This window comes from Mucilaginibacter sp. 21P (assembly GCF_019331605.1).
GTDB classification, from domain to species: Bacteria; Bacteroidota; Bacteroidia; order Sphingobacteriales; family Sphingobacteriaceae; genus Mucilaginibacter; species Mucilaginibacter achroorhodeus.
In genome coordinates this window covers 2658657-2685064 of sequence record NZ_CP063061.1, presented here as the reverse complement: position 1 = coordinate 2685064, position 26408 = coordinate 2658657, and the positions used below count along the sequence as shown (strand labels likewise).

The 26408-nt window shown below is 44.8% G+C and carries 15 protein-coding genes; 3 read left to right on the top strand and 12 right to left on the bottom strand.

Going from position 1 to position 26408, the window contains the following annotated elements; genetic code table 11:
* Nucleotides 1-11 precede the first annotated feature (11 nt).
* The 5 genes from INP83_RS12215 to INP83_RS12195 form a co-directional block, all read right to left on the bottom strand.
* A complete protein-coding gene (locus INP83_RS12215; protein ID WP_219124323.1) occupies nucleotides 12-15935 on the bottom strand; it encodes a non-ribosomal peptide synthetase in 15924 nt (5307 codons plus the stop codon).
* Nucleotides 15936-16105: 170 nt separating this feature from the next.
* Entirely contained in the window at nucleotides 16106-16816 is a 711-nt protein-coding gene (locus tag INP83_RS12210) for a hypothetical protein (RefSeq protein WP_219124321.1), read from the bottom strand.
* A 27-nt stretch (nucleotides 16817-16843) separates the two neighbouring features.
* On the bottom strand, nucleotides 16844-17371 hold the full coding sequence (locus tag INP83_RS12205; protein WP_219124319.1) for a UpxY family transcription antiterminator: 528 nt from the start codon (nucleotides 17369-17371) through the stop codon (nucleotides 16844-16846).
* A gap of 72 nt (nucleotides 17372-17443) precedes the next feature.
* Nucleotides 17444-18118 carry a 4'-phosphopantetheinyl transferase superfamily protein gene (locus INP83_RS12200; protein WP_219124317.1) on the bottom strand — a complete coding sequence of 225 codons (675 nt, stop codon included), beginning with the start codon at nucleotides 18116-18118 and terminating at the stop codon, nucleotides 17444-17446.
* Nucleotides 18119-18130: 12 nt separating this feature from the next.
* Nucleotides 18131-18442, bottom strand: a complete 312-nt coding sequence (locus tag INP83_RS12195) for a hypothetical protein (RefSeq protein WP_219124312.1) — start codon at nucleotides 18440-18442, stop codon at nucleotides 18131-18133.
* 200 nt (nucleotides 18443-18642) lie between these two features.
* Between INP83_RS12195 and INP83_RS12190 the strand changes: the two genes are divergently transcribed.
* On the top strand, nucleotides 18643-19344 hold the full coding sequence (locus tag INP83_RS12190) for a thioesterase II family protein (RefSeq protein ID WP_219124311.1): 702 nt from the start codon (nucleotides 18643-18645) through the stop codon (nucleotides 19342-19344).
* Here the strand turns inward: INP83_RS12190 and INP83_RS12185 are convergent.
* From INP83_RS12185 to INP83_RS12160, 6 genes are all read right to left on the bottom strand, one after another.
* A complete protein-coding gene (locus INP83_RS12185; RefSeq protein WP_219124309.1) occupies nucleotides 19287-19691 on the bottom strand; it encodes a hypothetical protein in 405 nt (134 codons plus the stop codon). The two genes, INP83_RS12190 and INP83_RS12185, sit on opposite strands and share 58 nt — an antisense overlap.
* Nucleotides 19692-19994: 303 nt before the next feature.
* A complete protein-coding gene (locus INP83_RS21385) occupies nucleotides 19995-20309 on the bottom strand; it encodes a condensation domain-containing protein (protein ID WP_219124307.1) in 315 nt (104 codons plus the stop codon).
* A 5-nt stretch (nucleotides 20310-20314) separates the two neighbouring features.
* Complete coding sequence (locus INP83_RS12175; RefSeq protein WP_219124305.1) at nucleotides 20315-20539, bottom strand: hypothetical protein; 225 nt, start codon at nucleotides 20537-20539, stop codon at nucleotides 20315-20317.
* 451 nt (nucleotides 20540-20990) lie between these two features.
* Nucleotides 20991-21437, bottom strand: a complete 447-nt coding sequence (locus INP83_RS12170; protein WP_219124303.1) for a hypothetical protein — start codon at nucleotides 21435-21437, stop codon at nucleotides 20991-20993.
* A gap of 868 nt (nucleotides 21438-22305) precedes the next feature.
* On the bottom strand, nucleotides 22306-23190 hold the full coding sequence (locus INP83_RS12165) for a RimK family alpha-L-glutamate ligase (protein ID WP_219124301.1): 885 nt from the start codon (nucleotides 23188-23190) through the stop codon (nucleotides 22306-22308).
* A gap of 165 nt (nucleotides 23191-23355) precedes the next feature.
* A complete protein-coding gene (locus INP83_RS12160; RefSeq protein ID WP_219124299.1) occupies nucleotides 23356-23568 on the bottom strand; it encodes a hypothetical protein in 213 nt (70 codons plus the stop codon).
* A 130-nt stretch (nucleotides 23569-23698) separates the two neighbouring features.
* Between INP83_RS12160 and INP83_RS12155 the strand changes: the two genes are divergently transcribed.
* Nucleotides 23699-23908: a hypothetical protein gene (locus INP83_RS12155; protein WP_219124297.1), complete on the top strand. Its 210-nt coding sequence runs from the start codon at nucleotides 23699-23701 to the stop codon at nucleotides 23906-23908.
* Nucleotides 23909-23996: 88 nt separating this feature from the next.
* On the top strand, nucleotides 23997-24176 hold the full coding sequence (locus INP83_RS12150; RefSeq protein WP_219124296.1) for an integrase core domain-containing protein: 180 nt from the start codon (nucleotides 23997-23999) through the stop codon (nucleotides 24174-24176).
* A gap of 445 nt (nucleotides 24177-24621) precedes the next feature.
* Here the strand turns inward: INP83_RS12150 and INP83_RS12145 are convergent, their stop codons facing one another.
* Complete coding sequence (locus INP83_RS12145; protein ID WP_219124294.1) at nucleotides 24622-26397, bottom strand: RagB/SusD family nutrient uptake outer membrane protein; 1776 nt, start codon at nucleotides 26395-26397, stop codon at nucleotides 24622-24624.
* Nucleotides 26398-26408: the final 11 nt, after the last annotated feature.

The window sequence follows — 26408 nt, the reverse complement described above, 5'->3', positions numbered from 1 at the left end:
CTGCAAAAACCTTATAAAAAATCGACAACAGTTTTGTCTGTCTCAAAAATGGAAAGTTCGCCGATAGGCTGCTCCGGGTTGTCTGTTATACTTCTAATCAGCATTTTCAGATTATCAATCAATCGAAAAATCCTGTCGCTGAAAAAGTAATCGCTATTGTATTCAATTTCCAGGCGGATAGCATCCTCCTTTTCATAAAAGTTGAAAAGGATATCAAACTTGCTGGTGTTGTGTAACTGGTTTTCATAATCCCTGATATTCAAATCGCCATAGCTCACCTGCGCATCTTTGTTATTTTGCAGCATAACCATCACGTTAAACAACGAAGACTTGCCGCCGTTCCTTTTTACCGGCAGATCATCAACCAATAATTCAAACGGATACAATTGATTGGCAAAGCCGTCTATACAGGTTTTATTTACCTTCTTAACTACCCCGCGAAAATTGTCGTCACCATAAATAAAATCGCGCAAAACGAGGGTATTTACATAAAATCCAACCTGATCATGAAGATCTGAATGCTCGCGACCTGCAACCGGCGACCCTACCACAATATCGGTCTGGTATGTATACCTGTAAAGCAGCACCTTTACGGCCGACATCGCCGTAACAAACAGGCTTACCTGATGTTGTTTTGTTAGCTGACGCAGGGCATCTCTTTCATCATCGGTAAATTCGATACTGATGGTGCGACCATTGTTTGTCCTGACAACAGATCGCGGATGATCTGCGGGTAGATCAAGCAGTTCAATATTACCGGCAAGCTTTTTAAGCCAATAGTTTTTAACTGCGTCCACTTCGTTGCTGTTCAGTTTGCTGTTGTGCCACGCGGCATAATCCCTATACTGAATGCGAAGCTCCGGCAATTGAGGCTTTAAGTTTAAATGAAAAGCGTAGTATAATTTAAATAGCTCATCGCTGATGATGCTGATTGACCAGCCATCGCAAATGATATGGTGCATTGATAATAGCAGTAAATGCTGATCATCGTCTAAACGGCAAATCCGAGCCCTCAGCAGCGGACCTTTTTCGAGGTCGAATGCTTCAGTTAGTTCGTGCTGACTATAGTTTTCAATGGCCTTATCGATGTCAGCGCGGCCGGTCAGATCTTCATATTGATAATTAAAGTGGAAATTATCGGCCCGATGAACTTTCTGGATTACCTTACCATCAGCCAATAAAAACGTAGTACGGAGCGATTCGTGCCGGTTAAGCAAATACTGAAGCGCTTTTATAAACGCATTGTGATTAAACGGGCCCTCTATAATTTTAGCTAACGGAATAATATATGCCCGCTTGTCTTCTTGATAATGATCAGTAATCCAAAGTCTTTTTTGTGAAGGCGATGCCTCGTAGTATTCGCTGTTGGCAATAACAGGTATCGGCTCAAATTTCGTTTCAGTAGAGTTGTCGATCACATCTGCCTGTTGCTCGATAGTTGGATTAATGAAAAGCAAGTTAAGATCCAGCTTTACCTGAAGTTCCCTGTAAATGAGCGAGTTTAATTTTACGGCTTTGAGCGAGTGGCCTCCTATTTCGAAGAAGTTATCGCGGATGCCAACGCAGTCGGCCTCCAGCACTTCCTGCCAGATCCTGACCAGCGACGCCTGAAGCGGGGTCTCCGCAGCGGCATAGTTCTCGTCCCTGCTCCCCCGCTCAGGCAGCGGAAGCGATTTCACGTCTACCTTACCGCTCGGCGTGGTCGGGAATACCGGTAACGAAACTATATATGACGGCACCATGTAATGCGGCAGCCGGTTTAAAAGCCATGCACGCAGCGCTTTCGTACTGCTACCTTCGCCCATAATTACATACGCAACAAGGTAGCTCTCCCCATCGTCGCCACGAGCCAGTACCTGCACATCCTGCACCCCAGCGTAACCTAACAGCACGTTCTCGATCTCGCCAAGTTCGATCCGGTGACCCCGGATCTTAACCTGGAAGTCGCCTCGTCCCTTGTAAACGATATCGCCGTTGTCCTGGCGGACACCCAGGTCGCCCGAACGGTATAAACGCTCACCACGGCGGAAAGGACTGTCGATAAACCGGCTCAGCGTCAGTTCCGGACGGTTCAGATAACCGCGTGCCACGCCCGCACCCCCTATCAGCAATTCGCCGGCTACCCCTTCGGCTACCAGCTGCTGGTCGCTGTCGGCAAGGTAGAGCCGCAGCGAACTAAGCGGAACACCGATGTTGCAGAATCCCCGTTCTATATCTGCCTGTATAATTTCCTTGTAGGTAACAACAACCGTTGTTTCGGTAATACCGTAAAGGTTGATGAGTCGTACATTGGGATAATGCCGCTGCCAGTCGCGCAGAGAGGCAAAGTTGAGCGCCTCCCCGCCAAACAATACGTAGCGCAGCTTAAGCTGCGGCAGTTCCGCACGCTGATATAGCTCTCCTACCAGGTTCTTGAACACTGTAGGTACCTGGTTCAGTACCGTTACGCCCTCCTGCTCCAGTAAATCAATGTAACTGCTCAGGTTCAGCGTCGCCTCTCGCGGCACCACTACCAGAACACCTCCGTTCAGCAGCGCACCGTAGATCTCCCATACCGAGAAGTCAAAACACATCGAGTGGAATACCGTCCATATTTCATCCTGACCGAAACTGAACCCGAAACCTTCGGCAAACAGCAGGCTCACCACGTTGCGGTGTTCTACAACTACTCCCTTCGGTTTCCCCGACGAGCCCGAGGTATAGATCACATAGGCCGCGTCCGATGGAATATTCACCTGTGCAGGGTTGCCCGCAGGCTGGCTTTCCAGCCTGATATTCCTCAGATTGTGAAGCCCGCTTGCTGCTTCCTCTGTGTCTTCATCTGTCAGGATGATGTTCAGCGAGGCGTCTTCCTGGATATAGCTCACCCGTTCTGCCGGATATTCTACGTCTATCGGAACATACGCCCCTCCGCTCTTCAAGATCCCCAGCATCCCGATCACCATCCATTCCGAACGCGATACCCTTAGCCCTACCGGCTCATCTGCTCTTACCCCGCACTCCGTGCGCAGGTAATGGGCCAACTGGTTCGCCTTCCGGTTTAACTCGCCGTAACTCAGTCTTGTCGACCCGTAAACCAGCGCTGTCGCTTCCGGGCGGGCTAACGCCTGCATTTCGAAAAGTTCCTGCAACGTCTTGTCTGCCGGATAACTGATCTTGTCATGGTAACCTGCCGAAAGTTTTGCCGCCTCCGCGGCAGGCAAGTAGTTTAAACGGCCTATCGGCTGCTCCGGATCGGACAGCGCAGCATACGCCAGTGCCAGGTAATGATCAGCCATCCGCCCGATGCGCGGCGCGCTGAACAAATCCGTATTATACTCTATCGCCAGCTCCAGCGTTTCTCCTGATGGCGTAAAGCTGAATGTCAGGTCGAACTTGCTGATCTTGTCGGCGGTTTCAAGGCTACTTACCTTAAGCCCCCTCAGCCCTTCCAGCTTGCCCGATACTTCTGTTTCCTGCAACACGGCCATTACATCGAATAAAGGACTGCGGCTTTGGTCCCACACCACATCCAGCTCTTCCAGCAATAGGTCGAAAGGATAGTCCTGGTGGCTGTAAGCTCCCAGCATCTGTTCTTTTACATGTGCCGTCAGCGCTGTAAAGCTACTTTGCTTATCCAATCGGCTCCGGATGCCCAGCGTATTTACATAAAATCCTACCTGGTTTTCCAAGTCCGGGTGATTCCGCCCGGCAACAGGGATTCCTATCGTTATTTCTTCCTGCCCGGTATAGCGGCTCAGCAGCGTGTTCAGCAGGCTGACCAGCAGCATGAACATACTGGCCTGGTGTTCCCGGCCAGCATGTTTGAGCCGATCATATAAGGCTGGTGGCATCATGATGCGATGCGTACGGCCATTATAGGTCTTTTCTGCCGGACGGGCGTAGTCTGTCGCCAGGTCCAACGGTTCTGATCGCCCCGAAAGCCGCTCATACCAGTATGCACGGGATTCGGACAGCACCCCGGAAGAGAGCTGTTCATGCTGCCAGTGCGCATAATCCCGGTACTGGATCCGCAGGATCGGCAAATCCGCTTCCCTGCCTGACTGTTGGGCTTCATACAGCTCCTGTACTTCCCGGATCATTACTTCTGACGACCAGCCGTCGCCGATAATATGGTGTATATTGAACAGCACGATATACCGTTCCTTTTCCAGTTCCAATACACGGCAGCTTAGCAGCGGACCACACGACAGGTCGAACTCCTCCGGTTCTTCAAGCATAGCCGTTAGCGTCTCCGGGGTGTTTTTCAGGTCGTGGTAAGTTATCTTAAAGTCTGGCGCCGGCTGCACCTGCTGCCGTGGTTCGCCATCAACCGTGATGAAGCGCGTACGCAGGATCTCGTGGCGGCTGATCAGCCGAACAAGCGCCTTTTCCAGCACTTCAAGATCAAGACCGCCGTTGAAGTAATAACCCGAGGGCATGTGGTAAGCTGTGCCGGCATTACCCAACTGCTCCAGCAACCACAGCCGTTTCTGCGCGTGTGACAGCGGGTAGCTCGATGCGGATGCAACCGGTTGTATATTTTGGTAGCCTATCCGGCTCACCTGTTCCAATAAGCCCGATAACTGTTCGATTGTCGGGTAGGTAAAAATGTTCCGTAGCTCTGTACGCAAATGCAATTCCCGGTAAATGCCCGAGGCTACTTTTACGGCTTTGAGCGAGTGGCCTCCTATTTCGAAGAAGTTATCGCGGATGCCAACGCAGTCGGCCTCCAGCACTTCCTGCCAGATCCTGACCAGCGACGCCTGAAGCGGGGTCTCCGCAGCGGCATAGTTCTCGTCCCTGCTCCCCCGCTCAGGCAGCGGAAGCGATTTCACGTCTACCTTACCGCTCGGCGTGGTCGGGAATACCGGTAACGAAACTATATATGACGGCACCATGTAATGCGGCAGCCGGTTTAAAAGCCATGCACGCAGCGCTTTCGTACTGCTACCTTCGCCCATAATTACATACGCAACAAGGTAGCTCTCCCCATCGTCGCCACGAGCCAGTACCTGCACATCCTGCACCCCAGCGTAACCTAACAGCACGTTCTCGATCTCGCCAAGTTCGATCCGGTGACCCCGGATCTTAACCTGGAAGTCGCCTCGTCCCTTGTAAACGATATCGCCGTTGTCCTGGCGGACACCCAGGTCGCCCGAACGGTATAAACGCTCACCACGGCGGAAAGGACTGTCGATAAACCGGCTCAGCGTCAGTTCCGGACGGTTCAGATAACCGCGTGCCACGCCCGCACCCCCTATCAGCAATTCGCCGGCTACCCCTTCGGCTACCAGCTGCTGGTCGCTGTCGGCAAGGTAGAGCCGCAGCGAACTAAGCGGAACACCGATGTTGCAGAATCCCCGTTCTATATCTGCCTGTATAATTTCCTTGTAGGTAACAACAACCGTTGTTTCGGTAATACCGTAAAGGTTGATGAGTCGTACATTGGGATAATGCCGCTGCCAGTCGCGCAGAGAGGCAAAGTTGAGCGCCTCCCCGCCAAACAATACGTAGCGCAGCTTAAGCTGCGGCAGTTCCGCACGCTGATATAGCTCTCCTACCAGGTTCTTGAACACTGTAGGTACCTGGTTCAGTACCGTTACGCCCTCCTGCTCCAGTAAATCAATGTAACTGCTCAGGTTCAGCGTCGCCTCTCGCGGCACCACTACCAGAACACCTCCGTTCAGCAGCGCACCGTAGATCTCCCATACCGAGAAGTCAAAACACATCGAGTGGAATACCGTCCATATTTCATCCTGACCGAAACTGAACCCGAAACCTTCGGCAAACAGCAGGCTCACCACGTTGCGGTGTTCTACAACTACTCCCTTCGGTTTCCCCGACGAGCCCGAGGTATAGATCACATAGGCCGCGTCCGATGGAATATTCACCTGTGCAGGGTTGCCCGCAGGCTGGCTTTCCAGCCTGATATTCCTCAGATTGTGAAGCCCGCTTGCTGCTTCCTCTGTGTCTTCATCTGTCAGGATGATGTTCAGCGAGGCGTCTTCCTGGATATAGCTCACCCGTTCTGCCGGATATTCTACGTCTATCGGAACATACGCCCCTCCGCTCTTCAAGATCCCCAGCATCCCGATCACCATCCATTCCGAACGCGATACCCTTAGCCCTACCGGCTCATCTGCTCTTACCCCGCACTCCGTGCGCAGGTAATGGGCCAACTGGTTCGCCTTCCGGTTTAACTCGCCGTAACTCAGTCTTGTCGACCCGTAAACCAGCGCTGTCGCTTCCGGGCGGGCTAACGCCTGCATTTCGAAAAGTTCCTGCAACGTCTTGTCTGCCGGATAACTGATCTTGTCATGGTAACCTGCCGAAAGTTTTGCCGCCTCCGCGGCAGGCAAGTAGTTTAAACGGCCTATCGGCTGCTCCGGATCGGACAGCGCAGCATACGCCAGTGCCAGGTAATGATCAGCCATCCGCCCGATGCGCGGCGCGCTGAACAAATCCGTATTATACTCTATCGCCAGCTCCAGCGTTTCTCCTGATGGCGTAAAGCTGAATGTCAGGTCGAACTTGCTGATCTTGTCGGCGGTTTCAAGGCTACTTACCTTAAGCCCCCTCAGCCCTTCCAGCTTGCCCGATACTTCTGTTTCCTGCAACACGGCCATTACATCGAATAAAGGACTGCGGCTTTGGTCCCACACCACATCCAGCTCTTCCAGCAATAGGTCGAAAGGATAGTCCTGGTGGCTGTAAGCTCCCAGCATCTGTTCTTTTACATGTGCCGTCAGCGCTGTAAAGCTACTTTGCTTATCCAATCGGCTCCGGATGCCCAGCGTATTTACATAAAATCCTACCTGGTTTTCCAAGTCCGGGTGATTCCGCCCGGCAACAGGGATTCCTATCGTTATTTCTTCCTGCCCGGTATAGCGGCTCAGCAGCGTGTTCAGCAGGCTGACCAGCAGCATGAACATACTGGCCTGGTGTTCCCGGCCAGCATGTTTGAGCCGATCATATAAGGCTGGTGGCATCATGATGCGATGCGTACGGCCATTATAGGTCTTTTCTGCCGGACGGGCGTAGTCTGTCGCCAGGTCCAACGGTTCTGATCGCCCCGAAAGCCGCTCATACCAGTATGCACGGGATTCGGACAGCACCCCGGAAGAGAGCTGTTCATGCTGCCAGTGCGCATAATCCCGGTACTGGATCCGCAGGATCGGCAAATCCGCTTCCCTGCCTGACTGTTGGGCTTCATACAGCTCCTGTACTTCCCGGATCATTACTTCTGACGACCAGCCGTCGCCGATAATATGGTGTATATTGAACAGCACGATATACCGTTCCTTTTCCAGTTCCAATACACGGCAGCTTAGCAGCGGACCACACGACAGGTCGAACTCCTCCGGTTCTTCAAGCATAGCCGTTAGCGTCTCCGGGGTGTTTTTCAGGTCGTGGTAAGTTATCTTAAAGTCTGGCGCCGGCTGCACCTGCTGCCGTGGTTCGCCATCAACCGTGATGAAGCGCGTACGCAGGATCTCGTGGCGGCTGATCAGCCGAACAAGCGCCTTTTCCAGCACTTCAAGATCAAGACCGCCGTTGAAGTAATAACCCGAGGGCATGTGGTAAGCTGTGCCGGCATTACCCAACTGCTCCAGCAACCACAGCCGTTTCTGCGCGTGTGACAGCGGGTAGCTCGATGCGGATGCAACCGGTTGTATATTTTGGTAGCCTATCCGGCTCACCTGTTCCAATAAGCCCGATAACTGTTCGATTGTCGGGTAGGTAAAAATGTTCCGTAGCTCTGTACGCAAATGCAATTCCCGGTAAATGCCCGAGGCTACTTTTACGGCTTTGAGCGAGTGGCCTCCTATTTCGAAGAAGTTATCGCGGATGCCAACGCAGTCGGCCTCCAGCACTTCCTGCCAGATCCTGACCAGCGACGCCTGAAGCGGGGTCTCCGCAGCGGCATAGTTCTCGTCCCTGCTCCCCCGCTCAGGCAGCGGAAGCGATTTCACGTCTACCTTACCGCTCGGCGTGGTCGGGAATACCGGTAACGAAACTATATATGACGGCACCATGTAATGCGGCAGCCGGTTTAAAAGCCATGCACGCAGCGCTTTCGTACTGCTACCTTCGCCCATAATTACATACGCAACAAGGTAGCTCTCCTCATCGTCGCCACGAGCCAGTACCTGCACATCCTGCACCCCAGCGTAACCTAACAGCACGTTCTCGATCTCGCCAAGTTCGATCCGGTGACCCCGGATCTTAACCTGGAAGTCGCCTCGTCCCTTATAAAGCACGTTGCCGTCCTCAAGCCAGCGCGCCATATCACCGGTTTTATAAAGACGATTGGGATCAACCGGGTGACTAATAAATTTTTCGGCATTTAAATCGTTGCGATTCACATAACCCATGCCTACTCCGGTGCCCCCGATATATAGCTCACCATCAACGCCAACCGGCACTAATTGTTTGCGCCTATCAAGCACATAAAATCGCATGTTATGCATTGGCTTGCCAATTGGCGTGGTAGATGTTTCGGGCAAATTGGCCTCATGCTTTTCCTCAAAATAGCTGGCGTCGATGGTTGTCTCGGTAGTGCCATAGCTATTGATTATCCTTAACTGATCGCCAAAGTATTTTAATAGTTTGTGGTAATCCTGCAATAAACAGGTTTCAGATCCTAAGATCAGCACTTTCAGGATAGAGAGCTGAAGCCCGTTTTCGATGATGTAATTTGTAAACGGAATAATCAGCGATGGCGTTGATTCGAGTATAGTGATACCGTGTTTGGTTATCAAATTATATAAAGCTTCGGGATCTACACGCATGTCTGCAGGACAGATAACCATCTCGCCGCCGTTTAATAAAGCACGGCACAAATCTCCGATAAAAACATCGAAAGCAATACTGGCAATCTGCAATAATTTTGTGCCGGCATTAAGCTGGTAAATTTCGCGCCAAGAGTGGTAAACGTTGGTAACATTATGATGGGCTATTGCCATGCCCTTGGGTTTGCCTGTTGAGCCCGAGGTATAAATAATATACAATGCGTCCGTTACCTGGTTCAAGTTTTCCGGATTACTGGCCAGACAAAGTTTAACCTGGCTGGCTATTTCCCGAAGATTGATAACTGTGGTAAAGTTAATATCGTTTGAGAAGTTGATCGGGCGGTCAGTAAGGAGTACCTTCAAACCGCTGTCTTCAACAACGGCGTTAACCCTTTCTGTCGGGAATTGGGTATCTATCGGCACGAATACTGCACCGGCCTTTATGATACCCATTACGTAAACAAGCATCATTTCAGAACGTTCAACCAGTAACCCAACTTTATCGGCTACTCTTACACCAAAATTGCCGCGCAGGTAATGCGCCAGCTGATTGGCCTGCGCGTTAAGATCAGCATAGTTTAAAACTTTCGAATTGTATTTAACGGCATTAGCAGATGAATTTTGTGCAACTGCATCCTCAAATATTTGCTGAAAGGTGCGGGCATCGTTCCAATTTGTTGTGGTTTGATTAAAAAGACTTGTAATACGGTACTTCTCATCCTGTCCAAGATAATCAACCTGCTGAATAATTGTTTCAGGCTGATTGGCAATTACATCCGCAAAACGAACAATATGATGAGCAAGGCGCTCAATTCTCGACCGTTTAAAAAGATTGGTGCTGAACTCTATCTCGACGTAGATACCCTCAGTGGTATCGAAAAAGTCGACAGAAAGATCAAACTGACTGGTGGTAGCATTGAGAGGATGCAGCGAAACATCAATTCCATTCAGATTTGAGAATAACTTAACACCGTTCTCTTTATTCTGAAAGCCGACCATCACATTAAACAGATCGACATTTTTACCAGTAATATTAAGTGCCTCCACTATCTGATCATAGGGGTAATCCTGGTATTTGAACCCGTTGATAGCCGTTTCCTTTACGTTATTGAGTAAAGCTAAAAACGTGTCGTCTTCACTGAAACTTGTCCTGAGTGGTACGGTATTCAGGAAAAAACCTACCATATCTTTAAACTCATTCTGACCGCGTCCCGACACCGGTACTCCGATGGTTATATCTGTTGAACCGGTATACCTGTAAAACAAGCCTTTAACAACACTAAGCAAAACAACGAACAAACTGGTACCGCTATCGGCGCCTAGGTCGGCCAATCGTTTTTTGAGATCGGCGTCCAGTTTAAAAGAAAGCTTATCGCCTTCAAATGAAGTTAAACCGATGCGCGAATAATCTGCCGGCAGATCAAGCGGCTGCGGTATTTCTTCAAACTTGTTTAACCAATATCTTTTAGCCTGATCATATCCTTCGCTCAAAAACTCTTTTTGTTGCCAGGCGGCATAATCTTTATATTGAAATTGAACAGGATCAAGTTGCGAAGGCTTTGCGGATTTAAACTGATTGTAGGCCAGGGCCAGCTCACGTGCCAACACTTCAACAGACCAGCCATCGGCGATGATGTGATGAATTTTCAACAGGAATACGCATTCACGGCTATTAAGCTTAATAAAACCGGCCCTGAAAAGGGGCCAACTCGTTACATCAAAAGGCGACGAGAAAAACTTTTCTGCAATCTCGTCAACACTATGTCCTTCTTCGTCAGACACATGATCATAACCATTTACATACTTAATTACGCCGGGCGCGTAAACAAACTGCCTTGGCTCGTTATTAACCAATTTAAATATAGTGCGAAGGCTTCCATGTCTATCAATCAGCAAGTTAAAGCTTTTTTCAAAAGCTAAAAAATCTACATCACCTTTAAATTTAAAGGCAAATTGCAAGCTATAAGCATTGCCGCTGTTTTGAAACTGATCCAAAAGCCACAGCCTTTTCTGGCCGTTAGATAGGTCATAGTATTCCGCTTCCTCAATTACCCACGGGATGTTGGTTTGAGCTTTACCACGCGAAGTAACTAAATTGGCAAGCGAGGCGATGGTTGGATTGGCAAATATATCTGCAAACGAAATTTTCAGGCCATACGCCTTTTGCAAAGCAGCAGCCAAAACGGTGGCTTTAATGGAATTACCACCCGATTCGAAGAAATTATAATTTTTAAAACTGCCGTGAAACTGAAGTGTATCTGCCCAAATTGCGGCAATATCCCGTTCAATTTTTGTGACAACCCCATAGCTCTGCAATTTGTCAGGAATACAGGAAGGCATTGGTAATGCCCCTGAATCAACTTTACCGTTTACCGTTTGAGGTATAGTAGCCACTGCTATCAAAAATGTAGGGACCATATATATCGGCAAAATGTTGTTCAGCTTCGCTCTTAGCAATTCAGCGTTAAGTAAACTCCCGCTGGCAGTTACAAACCAGGCAACTAACTGCTTTCCAGTGCTTTCATCATTTTTAGTTGTTACAAATGCGTCGGCAACTCCGTTAACCTGCAGTAAGGCCCGCAAAACTTCGGAAAGTTCAATACGATAGCCATTAATTTTTATCTGATCATCTTTTCTGCCCAAAATTTCTATTTTACCGTTTTCCAGCCAACGGCCGTAATCACCGGATCTGAAAAGCCTTTCGGAGGGGTGAAACGGCGAGGGTACGAAGTTGGAACTCGTTTCGCCTTGCAGGTTTTTATATCCCTGTGCAAGGCCTGCGCCTCCGATATAAATTTCACCCTTAACACCTGGGGCTACAAGCTGTTGGTTTTCGTTTAAAATATATACCTGCCTGTTGGGTATCGGCCTACCAACGATGGCAGTTTCGTTAAGATTATCTATTTTATTGTAGGTAGCGCAAACAGTAGTTTCTGTAGGGCCGTAAGTATTGTAAATCTGGGTAACACTGAAAAGCCGGTCTATGTGATTTCGGTTCAGCCGGTCGCCCCCGCTTATGAGCACCCGTAACGACGAAAGTTTCCCGGCCTGTTTATTCAGTTCGGCAATGACCAGCGGCGTTGTGGTCAGGAGTGTTGCCCGGTGATTTTGAATATTAGCAATAAGCCCTTCAGTATCGCGACCTCCGCCATCGCTTATTACCAGTTTACCGCCAGCACACAACACGGGGAAGATCTCCTCGACAGATACATCAAACGCCAACGACGATTGCTGGATCATTACATCGTCCTGATCAACGCCAAAGTAATAGCTAAAAGTTTTTACATAATCGTACAAAGCCGCATGGCTTATCATTACGCCTTTAGGCACACCGGTAGATCCGGATGTATACATTATATAAGCAAGGTCATCGCGTTCAATTATAACCGACCTTTTGATAGCCTTTGATGACACTAAGAGATCTCTATACAATACAACAGATGCCCCAGCATTATGGTTTGGCAACGAATCAGTTATCAATAATTTGATCTCGCTGTCAGCGGCAATAAAATCCATGCGCTCCTTCGGATATTCGGGATCAATAAATACGTAGGTGTAGCCGGCGCGCAATATGGCCAGCAGGGTTATTACCTGTTTCTCGGAACGAGCTAGTGAAATACCAACTACAGCTTTTTCGGCATCATTTAAACAAGAGCTTATTGCCGCGGCTACCTGGTTAATCTGCTCATTGAGCTGCTGATAGGTTAACCGGCTATCTCCACAGATAATAGCTATGCTGGATTGGTTAACGTTCAGGCTCCGGCTTAGCAGATCGATTACGTTTTTTTCGCTGTAAGCTCTGGCGTGATTGTATGCCAGTAACTTATGTTTATCGTGCCTAAAAGGATCGAAAGCAGTTAGCGCATTGTCCGGCGCATCTAATACCATCTGCACAAGCAGCGCAAAGTGATTTAAAAGATTACTGATCTGCCAGGCGTCAAATGCATCAGTATTATATTTTAAATTAAGCGTTAGTTTACCGGGCTCACCCAAAAATTCAAAATGTAAATCTGTTAACGCGGTATTTGTGGTTAATTGGTAATCTGTCAGCGTTAGATCGCCGCCGGCGTCTATGTGGGTATCAAAGTTTTGAAAAATAACCAGCACGTTATAAATATCGTTTACATCCTTACCCGGCCTGAGCGATGAAATGGCTTTGAAAGCAGGATAATGCTGATTTAAGTAGGCGTTTACTGTATTCTCCTTAACTTGTTTTAGCAGATCGTCGAAAGTACTGATGCCCGAAAGATCAGTGCGGATCGGCAGCATGTTGAGGAAATAGCCCAGCTGCGATTCCAGTTCTAATGTATTTCGGCCTGCAATATCAGTCCCGATAGTGATATCGGTTTGATTACTGTATTTATGCAGCAGCAGCTTAACAACACTAAGCAGCATCATAAAAGGAGTAACTTGTTTGCGGCCGCAGATCTCTTCTATCTGTTGCGCCACAGTTGGCGAAAACTCGTATTGAAACTCGGCTCCCTTAACCGACCGGTTTAACAAAGCCCCGGTTTTATAGGGAAGTTCAACCGGAACTATATCATTTTTAAAGATCTTTTTCCAGTAAGACAAAGCTCCGTCCCATTTGCCCTGGGCCAGTTGCCGGTTGCACCAGTATGTATAATCTTTATGTTGGTAGGCATGAACCGGCATAGCCAACTTGGTTCCTTTTACAAACGACTGGTAAATGACAAATAACTCGTTGATAAAATTCACTACTGACCAGCCGTCGGCAACGATGTGGTGAATAGTAAAAATAAATACATACTCATCCTTGGTATATTGAACAATGGAAAGATTGAAAAGCGGACCTTCAGTCAGTGAAAATATAATGTCGCCTTCGGCTTCAATAATTTTCTTAATAGTCGAGGCGCTGCTATTTTCATTAAGCAGTTCGATAAATTTGACAGCGGGTTTGTGGTACCCGTTGTTCAGGATCTTTTGTTTCGGTGTGCCATCAACATTGGTAAATACCGTCCTAAGCACTTCATGACGTGAAACCATAGTTTCTAAAGCACGGTTTAAAACAGCTTTATCTATCCGCCCTGCAATATTTTTTGCCACCGAAATATTTAATGCGCTCCCAAAGTTTAAAAACTCATGCAGTGCCCAAAGGTGACTTTGGCCATACGATAAATCGTAAAATTCGTTTTCGGGCGCTCTACTGATATGCCAGTTTTGAGCCTGGGGCTTGTTCGCGATTACGTTAGCCAGCTGCCAGATAACCGGATGATCGAAAATATCCTGAAGTGAAATATCTACCTTGAATTTATCGGCTATTTGCAGGGTGAGCTTTACGGCTTGCAAGCTGTTTATCCCCAAGGCAAATAGATTATCATTCGCAACAATGCCAGCGTTTCCTGATAATTCTTTAACAATCTTAATTAAGCCGGTAATAACGGTATCACCTCCTGGTGCCAAAACATCATCAAGCTGTGTATTCAGTTGGGCGTAGTGCGTAATCTCGGCTATTTGCTTGTCAAACTCGCCATCGGCATAAAGCTCAAGTAGTTTGTAGTTTTGTACTTTACCACTTGTTGTTTTTGGAATACGCCTTACGGGTATAACCAGATCGGCCACTATACCGATTGATTTAGCTATCGCGGCCTTGGTTTTGGCTACAATCGGAATAAAATTTTCAACCGTACCCTTATGCAGTATAAATACAATCAGATTTTCTTTTGCCTGATTAACGCTTCTTAACCCACAGACTACCACTTTCCCAATCTCAGAATTTATGGCTTTATAAATTACCATCTCGATATCGTGCGGGTAATAGTTTTGACCATTGATGATGATGATATTTTTCTTTCGGCCGGTAATAACCAGTTTACCATCGCTAAAAAAGCCGACATCCTGGGTGGATAGCCAACCATCGGCCAGGATAATACCGTTTGTTCTTTCGGTTTGCCTGTAATAGCCAGTGCTTACATTGCCTCCTTTAATTTGGATATTGCCGATGTGCCCATCCCCTAAAACCAGGTTTTCATCGTTACAGATCCTTACGGCACAATGTTCCATAGGATGCCCCACTTCTACAAAGCCGATAGAATCATCTGCAATATTGGTGTAAGTAACCTGCTCGCCTGTTTTAAGTGAGGCTCTTTTAATGTTGTGAACGTTGAGTTTATCCCCTGGGGTTGGAAGCGTAACCGCAACACATGCCTCGGCCAAACCATACCCCGGATACATCACATTTGAGTTTAAACCATACTTACCTAAAAAGTTCAAGAACTGTTCAGATATTTCTACAGAAATTGGTTCGGCACCGTTGTAGATTAACCTAACGCGCGACAAGTCCCAATCAAACCCGTTATTTACAGCCGATGCCGCCGTATAAAAATACTGGTAGCCAAAGTTTGGCGAATATAAAAGGGTAGCTTTATGCTGGCTGGCCCGCTCGATCCACAAGATCGGATTGCGGATAAAAAGCGCTGTGGGGATAACATATTGATTTATGCCTGCAAGCACGCCACTAAAGTGAAAGCATATCAACCCCATATCATGGGTAAGCGGCATCCAGCTTAACATGGCATCGGCAGCCGTGATACCGCTCCTGCTAACAATGTCTGTAACGTTTGTTAAAAGATTGCTATGTGTAAGCACAACGCCTTTCGGCGTGCCGGTTGAGCCTGACGAGTATTGGATGTAGGCAATATCATCAGGCATGATATTTTCCAGAAGTGCCGGGTACTGTAAATCGGTCAATTTATCTATCCCGATATGCCGCCTTGACAATTGGATGGTAATTTCGATGAAGCCCTGCGCGTCGCAATATTCTTCAATTCGTTTTAAGTGTACATCATCGCATACAAGGTAAGGGTTATGCATTTGTTTCCATACCTGCACCAGTTTGTTTTTATGATCGTCTTGGCCGCCCATTGATAATGGCACAGGAATGATTTTTCCCATCAGCGATCCCCAAAAAGCGATAAGAAATTGCTGATTATCATCCAGCTGAATAATCAATTCATCTCCGGGCTTTAAGCCGATGGCCTGTAATACCCCCAAAAATGCAACCGAGCGATTATAAAGGTCACTGTAAGATAACGTGTTATCTGCGTTTGAACCTTGTATAAAAGTAACCCCCCTTTTATTGTTATTTTTGCTGTTACTCAGCGCCGTAAGGAGTGTACTATGTTGATTTAGTTTGGTATTCATTGCTGATTTTTCAGAAAATAAAGCCTGGATACAGAACAAGCGCTGCCATCAGCTAATGGTTGGAGCTTGAGCTGTCTAACGATTTTTTGAGCAAACTTTAAGTAAGCTGTGCCGATACGCAGCTGAGATGGAAAGAACAGAGAGGCAAGTTCAGGCAGTTGTTTGAGGTGTTATTTACTACGAAGCTCAACCTCGTTTGCCCATATAAACATTTCGCCGCCGCCGTTTTTGAGTTTTAATTTTATAAGTTTTGATTTACCAGGTTCGGCAAGCACTTTTTTGTTATCGGCCCCTAAGTCAAAGTCTGATTTTACCAGGCCAGATGAAACCTGCATGGTTAGGTTGGCACCAGTGTTTTTAGGCAGGCTTACAGAAACGAGCCTTCCCGGCGACACCAATGAATCAACAGCCAATTGACGGAGCGATGCATAATCTACATTGATGTCGGCTGCCTCACTTCTTGCGGTGACAGACCCGCTAATATTTCGCAGAACGATTTTGGAAACCCAGCTTTTAACAAAAACGTTACCCTTTATATTTGAAATTTCCAGCTTCTTGGGCGCTCGAAACTCTTCCTGATAACTAATGTTGCTTTGCTGCGGAACCAATATTTTATAAGAGTATTCGGCTTCTGTGTTTTTTTTCAGGTAAAGCGATCCATTTTTTTCTTTGATGTCCAGCTCGGCTGAGGCCGGCTTGCCGTCTTTTAACGAGCTTATCAAGACTTCTTTACCGCCATAACCAATAATAGTGATGTCGCTATTTTTCAAATTAATAACGATGCTCCCTGTTGCGGATGGTGTATAGCTAATTTTTTTGCTTTGGGCTGAAACTGAAGCGACACCCGCAAACATCATCAGCAATAAACTTATCTTTTTCATATTATTCATTTTACATTATATATGCCTTTAATTAGGAAACTCAATCTTCTCAATCATCGAAGTGCAAATCTCTATTGAAATATGCTGATCAATGGCGTCCATCTTGAAACCAAAGCGAGTGCGACCGCGTTTACTAAACAGGTAACCTTTCATGCCGCTGAAAGGACCTTGGGTTATTATTACATAATCGCCTTTTTCGAAACCATGTTCGCACTCAATATCCACGCTGTAAGAGGCAATTTTCCTGATAGCATCAATATCTGTAGAAGAGAGAACCGCGGGCTGCCCCCCAAACGATACAAAACGCAAAACACCTTCGGTATTTAATGCGTCAAAACGCTCATGTGCGGTAGTGTTAATGAAGATGTAGTTAGGGAACAACGGGCACTCAACCCGTTTTTTACGATCACTCCATTGTTTAATCACCTTTTGAAGCGGCAAATAGCAATCGATCTTTTTTTGTGACAGTAGTTTTTCAACCTTTTTTTCGTAATTAGGAAAGGTATACGCTACGTACCAGTTTTGGGCGATTTTGTTTTCAGAGCAGTTTTCCATATCAGTTTCAATTTTACTATACGATGTATTTTGTAATGAACGTTGATCCGAACCTTGCATATGATTGCTAGGCTATTCTGTTTGATTGTAGGCTATATGTGTACATTGGTTAAATACTTTCATCACCGGCAAAACAGTCCTCACCGGGAATTGCGATGCCAGTTGAATAATATATAATGGGAACAAGTTTATAGAGCGCAAATACCAATTAATGCCATCGACGTAAAAAACATTATCCAGGCCGGTAACAGAGCACATAGGCAAACTTAAGCCTTTGCCACAGGCTTTAAGCACAGCCTCTTTGGCGGTCCAGCAATTATAGAACTTTGATACCTGATCAGGCGCGTAGGTAATCTCGCGCCATTCATCGTCAGAAAACTGGGTTTTGAAATCGCTAACATCAATCGGCGAATTCTTTTCAGTGTCGACGCCGATTTCATTATTAAAGGCGAAAGCACACAGTACCAGACCATCGGTATGTGAAATATTGAAGCCTACACCGGGCAGCACGGGCTTGCCGAAAATTCCCGAAGTGATATCCGCCAGGCTTTGCGACAGCTTAGCATCTTCCAGCGCTGATTTAAGTAACAGCTTGCCGTACAAACTTGCCTGTGCGTCCTGCCATCTTTTAAACCTGCAAATTTTGCGGCGCATCTCTTCAGGTAGCTGATCCAGGTATTGCTCCATTGTATCAGGCGGCAGCTTTAGATTATTCCACGTATAATATAGTTTAACTGTGCTACACATGTTACCCCCCTATCATACTTGGCTTGCTAATGCGTTACCTGGAACAACCGATTCATTCTTCTCTTTCTCTTCCAGGTTAAATGTTAGCCGGTATTCAAGAGCCGATAGTTTTTTCTCGCTGTTTATCCTGTAGCTGAAATTTTCAAATTTTTCAAAAGCTTTAAACAGCAGCTCTGAAGCCGAAGCATTAAGGCTGACGAACACTATCGCCGCACTTAACCTTGTCAAAAGGTTTTCAAAGGGGATCTCCCAATCGGCTACAAGGCCATCCAATTTTAGATTTTCAAGATCTTTTTTTAGTTCTATAATTTTTGGAACATACATGTTGGTTAGATTTAAAATTTAAAAAGACTCATTAACAGAACGTTTACGACTTCGTCGAACCCAGTCACAATACTAGGAAAGCTTTTCAGCAAATTTACAAATCAAATATAGAGATATTTCAAACAAAAAATAAAAATTATAAAAAAATAAATTTATATTTTAATAGATTTGCCGTTATATTTAAGACACTAAAATATAGTATGAAAGTGAATCTATTTTGTTTTCCGTTTGCGGGAGGGAGTAAATACTCCTATAATATTTTTATCGGTACCGCCCATGGGAATATTACTATTGCTCCGATAGATTACCCAGGAAGAGGGCTTAGATTTAAAGAACCACTACTTAAACAGATTGACGATGTTGTAAACGATTGCTTTAATATTATAAAAGACAAACTTCAGCACCCCTATGCCTTTTACGGGCATAGCATGGGCACTATAGTCAGTTATTTACTAACTAAAAAAATTATTGATGAGGGATTGCCAAAACCTATTCACTTGTTTTTAACCGGCCGTGGCGGTCCTGCTGTAGTTTATGGGGAAACAAAGCGATATCAGCTACCTTCAGATAAATTTCGGGCTCAGATTAAAGAGATGGGGGGCAGTCCGGACGAGGTGCTTAATGATGAGGATCTGATGAGCTTTTTTGAACCCATCCTTAGAGCAGATTTTCAAACGCTCGAAGAATATGTATACAAGCAAACACCACCATTTGATATTCCTATTACGGCGATGTTTGGCAGTGAAGAGCGCGTTACCTATGAACAGGTGTTAGAGTGGCAAAAAGAAACAACCAGCAAACTCACTGTAAAGAAGTTTGAAGGTCGTCACTTCTTTATATTCGATCATGCTAAATCTATCATGGATATTGTTGCACAAAGGCTTTCCGTGCAATTAGTGTAATGACGACGACTGCTAATTATTATAAACCGTAAACTTAAGATGCTCAGCAAAGCCATTTGATATTTTTTAACAACCGGCTTATCGAAATTATCTGTTTTATCACCAACTATTAAGTCTAATTTGTCTTTTTTGTTGATAAACTTAAATTCGATATCAATGTTAAGCAACTGTCTTACTTGGTTAACTGCCATCGAGTTGATGATTAGCGAAGTGGCAGCCTCGTCTTCTTCATTTACGCCTACACCATAACCGGTTTCCTCCCCATAAAACAAGTTGAATATCCAAGCGTAACCATTCAGGAACTGATCCGATTGCAAATTTTCTTCAAAGGTATATAGCAAGGTCATCGCCTAATAATTACATACGTCTGCATTAGCCTTTTTTGGCTTTCCCTAAAATATCGCAAACTAATCGTTAGTACCTATACCGACCGCAGCAAATGAAAACGTGCATAATGGCCTAGTTGTTGCTCCATATCCCCTACATCAACACGATTAAAACTGATAGTGCCGGAAACAATATCGTATTGTCCGGTTAAATGCTAAATATAGCAGTTAAAAATGGCTTGTAAAGTCAGGAATGCCGGTACACGATATTTGCCGAGCAGCACATCCAGCCTGTTCTTGACTTTTGCTGAAATCTGGAAAGTATCACTGTCGCAGGTTTGTTCGGCACGACCGCTTAAATCTACTCGCCAGGCAAACGGAGCATTTGCGGGAAGACGCCTTTGAACTATTCCAATAATACCGGTGGATATCGCTGTATTGCTTCTCATAGCAATAATTCAAGTACATAGTGTCTTTGTACTGAAGCTTCAGCGGTTGTAACGATGGCAGCAGACCGTTTGATAAACAATTATAAGTGAACATCAAATCCCTGGAAAGCACCCCCATCGGCCATCCATCGTAAATACTGTGGTGGATGATCATTGATAAAACATGTTCGGTATCGCTTGTTCGTAGCAACCTGATTAAAAACAACGGACCTGCAAAAAGTCAAAATCATTATTAACGTAATTAACCAGTTTGTTTATATAAGTTTCCTTGTCGCCGGCAAAATCGAGCATATCATCATATAATAATTGATAACGTTTAGCGGTGGCATCCTCAATTCGCAAGCAGTAATCATTATCAATACGGTGAAAGGTGGTCCGTAAGATTTCGTAACGCCCGAAAATATAATGCACAGTTTGCATGCAGTCCTCGATATATCCAGCTTACCTTCTATTTTGAGAGCCGATACTTTATAAAGCCGCTTTTTGAAATCGACACCTTTGCCACCATCAAGCCACCAATACGATGTGTGACTGCTTGAGACTCTGAAATATATTTTATTATCGTTTGTAAATTTATCATTCCTGTTTTGCACTAATGCGGTGTCGATACGACGGCTTTTTTACATTAAATATGTAATCAGGAATGATTTATCGGCTTTCAAGCACTCTAAATAACTACTCTCTACCAATCATTTTTGAGTTATCCTAACCTGGATGCTCTCTTCCTGCGAAGCAATTCTATCCTGCAACTGTAGATCTTTTCTAAAAAGTCGAAATATTATAAGAATCAAATACCATAGCTTTCTATAAAAGCATAAAAACTAAATAAATATAAAATAAATTATTTATAATTTTATTACTACATGATGGCTTATTTCACCAACGAAAACTTGTGTTTACGGCCATCCTTTCGTGCATTTATTAATCTACTGGCCTTTAAAGTAGATAAGACGCCAGATATGAGCTGGGATATCTTTTTAACATCTCCTTCAGGCTCATGATCCGCTATTACCTTGGCAATTTCATCATTGTAACCTTCCCCGATCTTGTTAAGCGCAAAAGCAATTTTATTTACAATGGTCAGATTCTGGCTAAATTCAACAGGCGGCTCAAGCGGCTTGAAAACCTTTTCGCCTGCCTTTTTTTGTTTATCGCTTTTATCATCCGAACCAAATTGTTTATCAAAGTTAAAGCCACCGTCCATGTCACCACTGGCAAAAGCATTTAGGAGCAATTCAATCCTCCTCGCTTCCTGCAAATGATAAGCAATCTTTTGTTTTAAATGCTCTACGATGTCTTTTTCGGTGATTTTGGCCATGCTTCGGTAATAATCAGGTTTTTAAAAAATTTATAGAATAACAAAGTTCAACTATGTAAAATATACGTTCATGTAAATTATTTGCAGCAGTGAAAATCACAAACTATCATTACATTAAATATTAAGGTTAACAACTAATCATTGTGTTATGGAAACCGCAAACGAACAAGAAATCATCGAGTATTTGAATGAACAGATTATATTTCATAACGCCGAGTTAAAACGAAACATGTCATTACTTTCTGGATTCAAAACTCGAAAACGAAGCACCAAAGTACAGCTACTTGACATGGCTGTAGATCTGCTTCTAAACCGATTTAACGAAACAGTTTACATAGACCAACTAAACAATTGTACAACAAACCAAACAACTTTTAATTTTCCGTTGTAATAGCAGCTGCCATTTATTCCAATATAAGCTCCTGCATTTCGCAATTCTTTGAGATGATGGGATTGAGCATCTTGCTGCGCTTATACCTCGGTGCACGCGAGGGATATCGCTTCCCCTTTTTTCACGAAAAATTTATTATCAATTTTAATTGCGAATATAAAATTATATTTTTTATTAATATAATTTATTTTATTTTATAAATTAAATCTACTTCATGTCCTATCAAAATACGATCTATTGTAACCAAAATCATTTGTTAGAAAAATAAGAGCTAATAGAATTGATCGACTGATGATGAAGAATCGATGAACTGCCGTTTTTATATATTACCGTTGGCTGCACTGATTAACAGCTATAATATTATCATTGGACGGAGACTACCGTTGATACGTAACACAAATCTGTGAAACGAGAAGCCTCAAATTGCTGTAAGACTTTTCGCTTCCGGAACAACGTAAATCCGAAAGATTTTCGCAGTTAAAAACTATGTTTTTCTATTTGTTGCATCAAAGCCTCATAGTATCTCTGCGGCGCGTTAGCATCGTATGCCAGGTATAAAAACGGCTCTATTAACTCAAGCTCCATTAACACGAATTTTCCGTCAATGATAACGCCATCAACCCGCGAATAAAATGTATCAACTGAAAATTCCGCTACATAAGAGGATACTGTGTTAATAAGATATTCATTGGGGCAAAATGGCTCAATTGTCCCCCCTAAAAATTGCTGAACTCTAAAATCTCCTGATTTTGGCTTTTTCAGAACAGTATGGCTATACTGGCCGTTAAAAAACACAAACGATAGTTCACCGTTATTTATCTCCTGTATAAATGGCTGCACTATAGTGTCGCCGTCTGCGATGATGTCTTCTACAACCGTTAGGCTATCTTTCACCGTCATTCTATTGAATTTGACCGTATTTTTCGACCCAGCACTAATGCAGGGTTTTATAACAATTTCATCGGATGAAAGACTATCAAATAAAGACATAATTTCACCGTTCCAGTTCTTTTCAAGGTGAACTGACGGCACTGTTAAATACCCCTTTAATTGAATTTCTTTTAAATATTTCTTATCAAAATTCCATCGCACGGTGTCATATCCATTCAACAACTTTACCTTAAGATTTTGCAAGTTATTAAGCCACAACCTAAACAGATCAAACTTGTAAGTATAATCCCAAGGGGTTTTTAAAATAGCCAAATCATACTGCGACCAATCGACTTGCGAGTTGTCCCATATTTCTTCGTTAATATCCAATCCTTTTTGTATAAGAAAGGGAGTTAAATCTTTCAATTCATCGAATCCATTTGCGCCGGAATATTTACCAACATTACCTGCTGTGATAATTGCTATTTTCATAGTTATTTAACAACGCAAATTTAGTTAGCCAATAATAACGAGCAAAGCCAGATAGTAAAAAAGAGCACATTTACTGCTTTCAAGGCCGTTATTAACGCTTGGCTATAAGAAACCGGGGGCCTTCTAGCCAACGTGATACAAACCGAAACCAACCAGACAAGTAAATTAACGCCGCATATAATATCCCACGTTCGAGAATGAGTTGCAGCGCCACCAATAGCATTTCCCCTGCGCAGGCTTTCCAAGGTTGGTATCGGCAATAGTATTGGTATAGTTGCTATATCTTCGTTTTGCGGATTTTTCAAAGGCGGTTAAGGCATCAATTTTACTACCGTGGAGGTCATCGTAACAGGCTATGTTGTAATACAAATATTTCACTTAATAAGATGATTAAAACAGGCAAAACACTGCGTAACTCCAATAAAATTTTGCGGTTGCGAACAGACCCAGGCTGTCTTGTTCGGTAGGTGCGCAGGCGTGTGCCTGCGCATACTAAGTGCCATTAGTCGTGCCTGAGCAGTCTGGAGATACATGGTCGATGGACTTCATGTGCGATGTGCTGGTTGATAAATGGAGGTTCTGTACGCTTAATATAATCGATGATTTTATCCTGGAAGCTATTGTTGTGGAAGCAGTTTATACCATACCAGCCATTTGGGTAATTCAAATACTGGAACGAACTATTCATGAGCAAGGCAAACCAACTGCATTCGGGTAGATAACGGGCCTGGGTTTAACAGCAAGAACTTCAAAGATTGGTGTGAAAGCAAAGGTAATGCTGTACAATTTGCCTAACCAGGAGGCCTATGCAGAATGGATATATCGAACGGTTTAATAGAACTTTCCGTGAAAATATGCTGGACGCTTACCCGTTTGAAAGGATTAACGAGGTACAGGCATTAGCTGATGAATCGATGGAAGATTACAATTACAACAGGCTGCATGAAGCATTAGGAGGCATAAGCCTGACCTTTATAAACGGCTAAACGGTGGGATACTGAAAACTCTGGCGAGTTTCCAACATTCCCTCCGTTACAACAATGATTATATTTTTGATTAATAAGGCTGTAAAATACCAGTCCGAACCAAGGGGGGTTACATACTTTTAAAAAAAAATCCATCAATAAAGGATAATTGAACATTATCAATAATCGGCTTATTGCACATTACACTAGTTGTTCTTTAGAATGAATTGCCTGAAGAATACTCATCGCTGCTACCCACTTCATACAAATAAGCTTGTCCCCTCGCGGAACAAGCTTCATTGCACAAAGATTAGCGTTAGCTAAAACGTAAATTATAGTCGATCATCGTCATAACCAGTTAAGCGAGATTACAATGCAACTTGTCTTAACTAAGATTACGATTATTGAAACTTAATGGTAAACACCAAGTAATGTTTGCATAATCAAGCTTTTAACTGTATTGGAACTAATAATTTTTATTCTGAATCAATTTGGGACTGCCCCCTGCACCTGAAAGGTCAATCTGTCGTTGCGGAATAGGATAAATCTCGTTTTTCCCGGCTGTGAACTTACCACCTCTAACATCCTGTGTGAATTTACCCTGGAAAGCCAGGTAGGTATTGATCTCCTGAGCGGCAATTCCCCAGCGAACCAGGTCAAAAAAGCGGTGTCCTTCCAGTGCCAGCTCAATTTTTCTTTCAAAATAGATTGCTTTCAAAGCGCTTTCCTTCGTAGCGAAATAGCTCATATCGTAAAGTCCAACCTTATAGTTCGCAGCTGGTTCATCAGAAAATCCAGCAGTAGGTTTATCTGGGTCTTTGTATTGATAAACCCATCCGGCAGGATTAGCAGCTCTTGCCCTTACCATATTCACGAGCTCCATGGCACGTACGAGATTGCCGGTCTGTGCCTGCGTTTCAGCATCCATCAGCAAAACATCTGAAAATCGGATGATGTTGTTGTTGATACCTGATCCCGGAGCCCAGGAGTGGCCATCACCTTCTGTCCCTTGCGCCGCTTGTCCATAGACCATCTTGATCGGTGAATAAGGACCCGCATAAGCCTGATTACGCACCCAGTTATTTCCGGGATGGATACCCCAATCCAGATAAGGTATTCCCCTCCTGCCGGCTGTCCAATCCAGTCTTGGATCAATAGTGCCCTGATCAGGCGTAAAATCCTGCGAAGATGAAATGCCCATATCAGTTTTCACAGGGTGATCGTTGTAAGCATCCAGGTATGGAAGGCCTGTGGCCGAATTGGTTCTGAAATGGTTAACCAGATCAATTGAGGGTTGATAAAATCCGCAGCAGCCAAAAGGACTACCATCGCCGTAAGGAAAATTCAGCATGTCACCGTTATTGGCGTTGGATATCCCGTTGGGATCCACATTTGCAGCAGCCTGAACAGCAAATACGGATTCGGCGCTATTATTCGTTGCTGCCCTGAAGTTATCTTCGAAATTATCATTCAGCTTGTAGGGTTGGCCGTTTGCTGTTGTACCCTGCGTTACAATGGTTTCGAAAAGTGTTTTCGCCTCTGCATATTTATGTTCGTATAAGTAAGTTTTGGCCAGATACGCACCCGCTGCCCATTTATTGGCTCTTCCTGCATCCTCCTGCTGACCAAGCAGATTTTGATAAGCATAAGTAAAATCTTCTTCTATTTTAGGCCAGATATCAGCATTGTTGGGTTGATTAAAATCAGTTGTATTTTCATCAATATAAGGCACTTTGTCGAACATCTTCTTGAGGTCAAAATAGTAGTGCGCCCTTAAGAAACGGGCTTGAGCGATAACGTTCTCTTTTTGTCCCGCCGCGTAACCGTTTACCTTGGCAACGGTCTTAAGCACAAGATTAGCTCTGGAAATTCCTTCATAGTCCGCCTTCCACTTGCTGTTCAAAAAACCATTCGTGGGGTCGGTTGTAAACTTCTGAATGGACTCAATGGGCGTTTGATCCCCAGGATCACTGCCTTTATTAGCATCTCCGGCGGCCACGCCTCCGTAGATCCAATTGTCCGGAGAGGCCTCCCAGGCACCGCCGCCGCCGATGGCGGCATCGCCGCCCTGCTGGCCGTCCAGCACCGCATAGGTGCCGATCAACAGATCGCGAACACCCTCTTTTGTTTCCAGCAGCGGTCCTTCGAGCGCCCCGGTCAGTGGTTTGTCCAGATATTTTTTGCAGGCGCCCAGACTTAACGTTCCTGTTAATATGATAAGCAGCTTTATCTTAAATTTCATGACTTTATAGT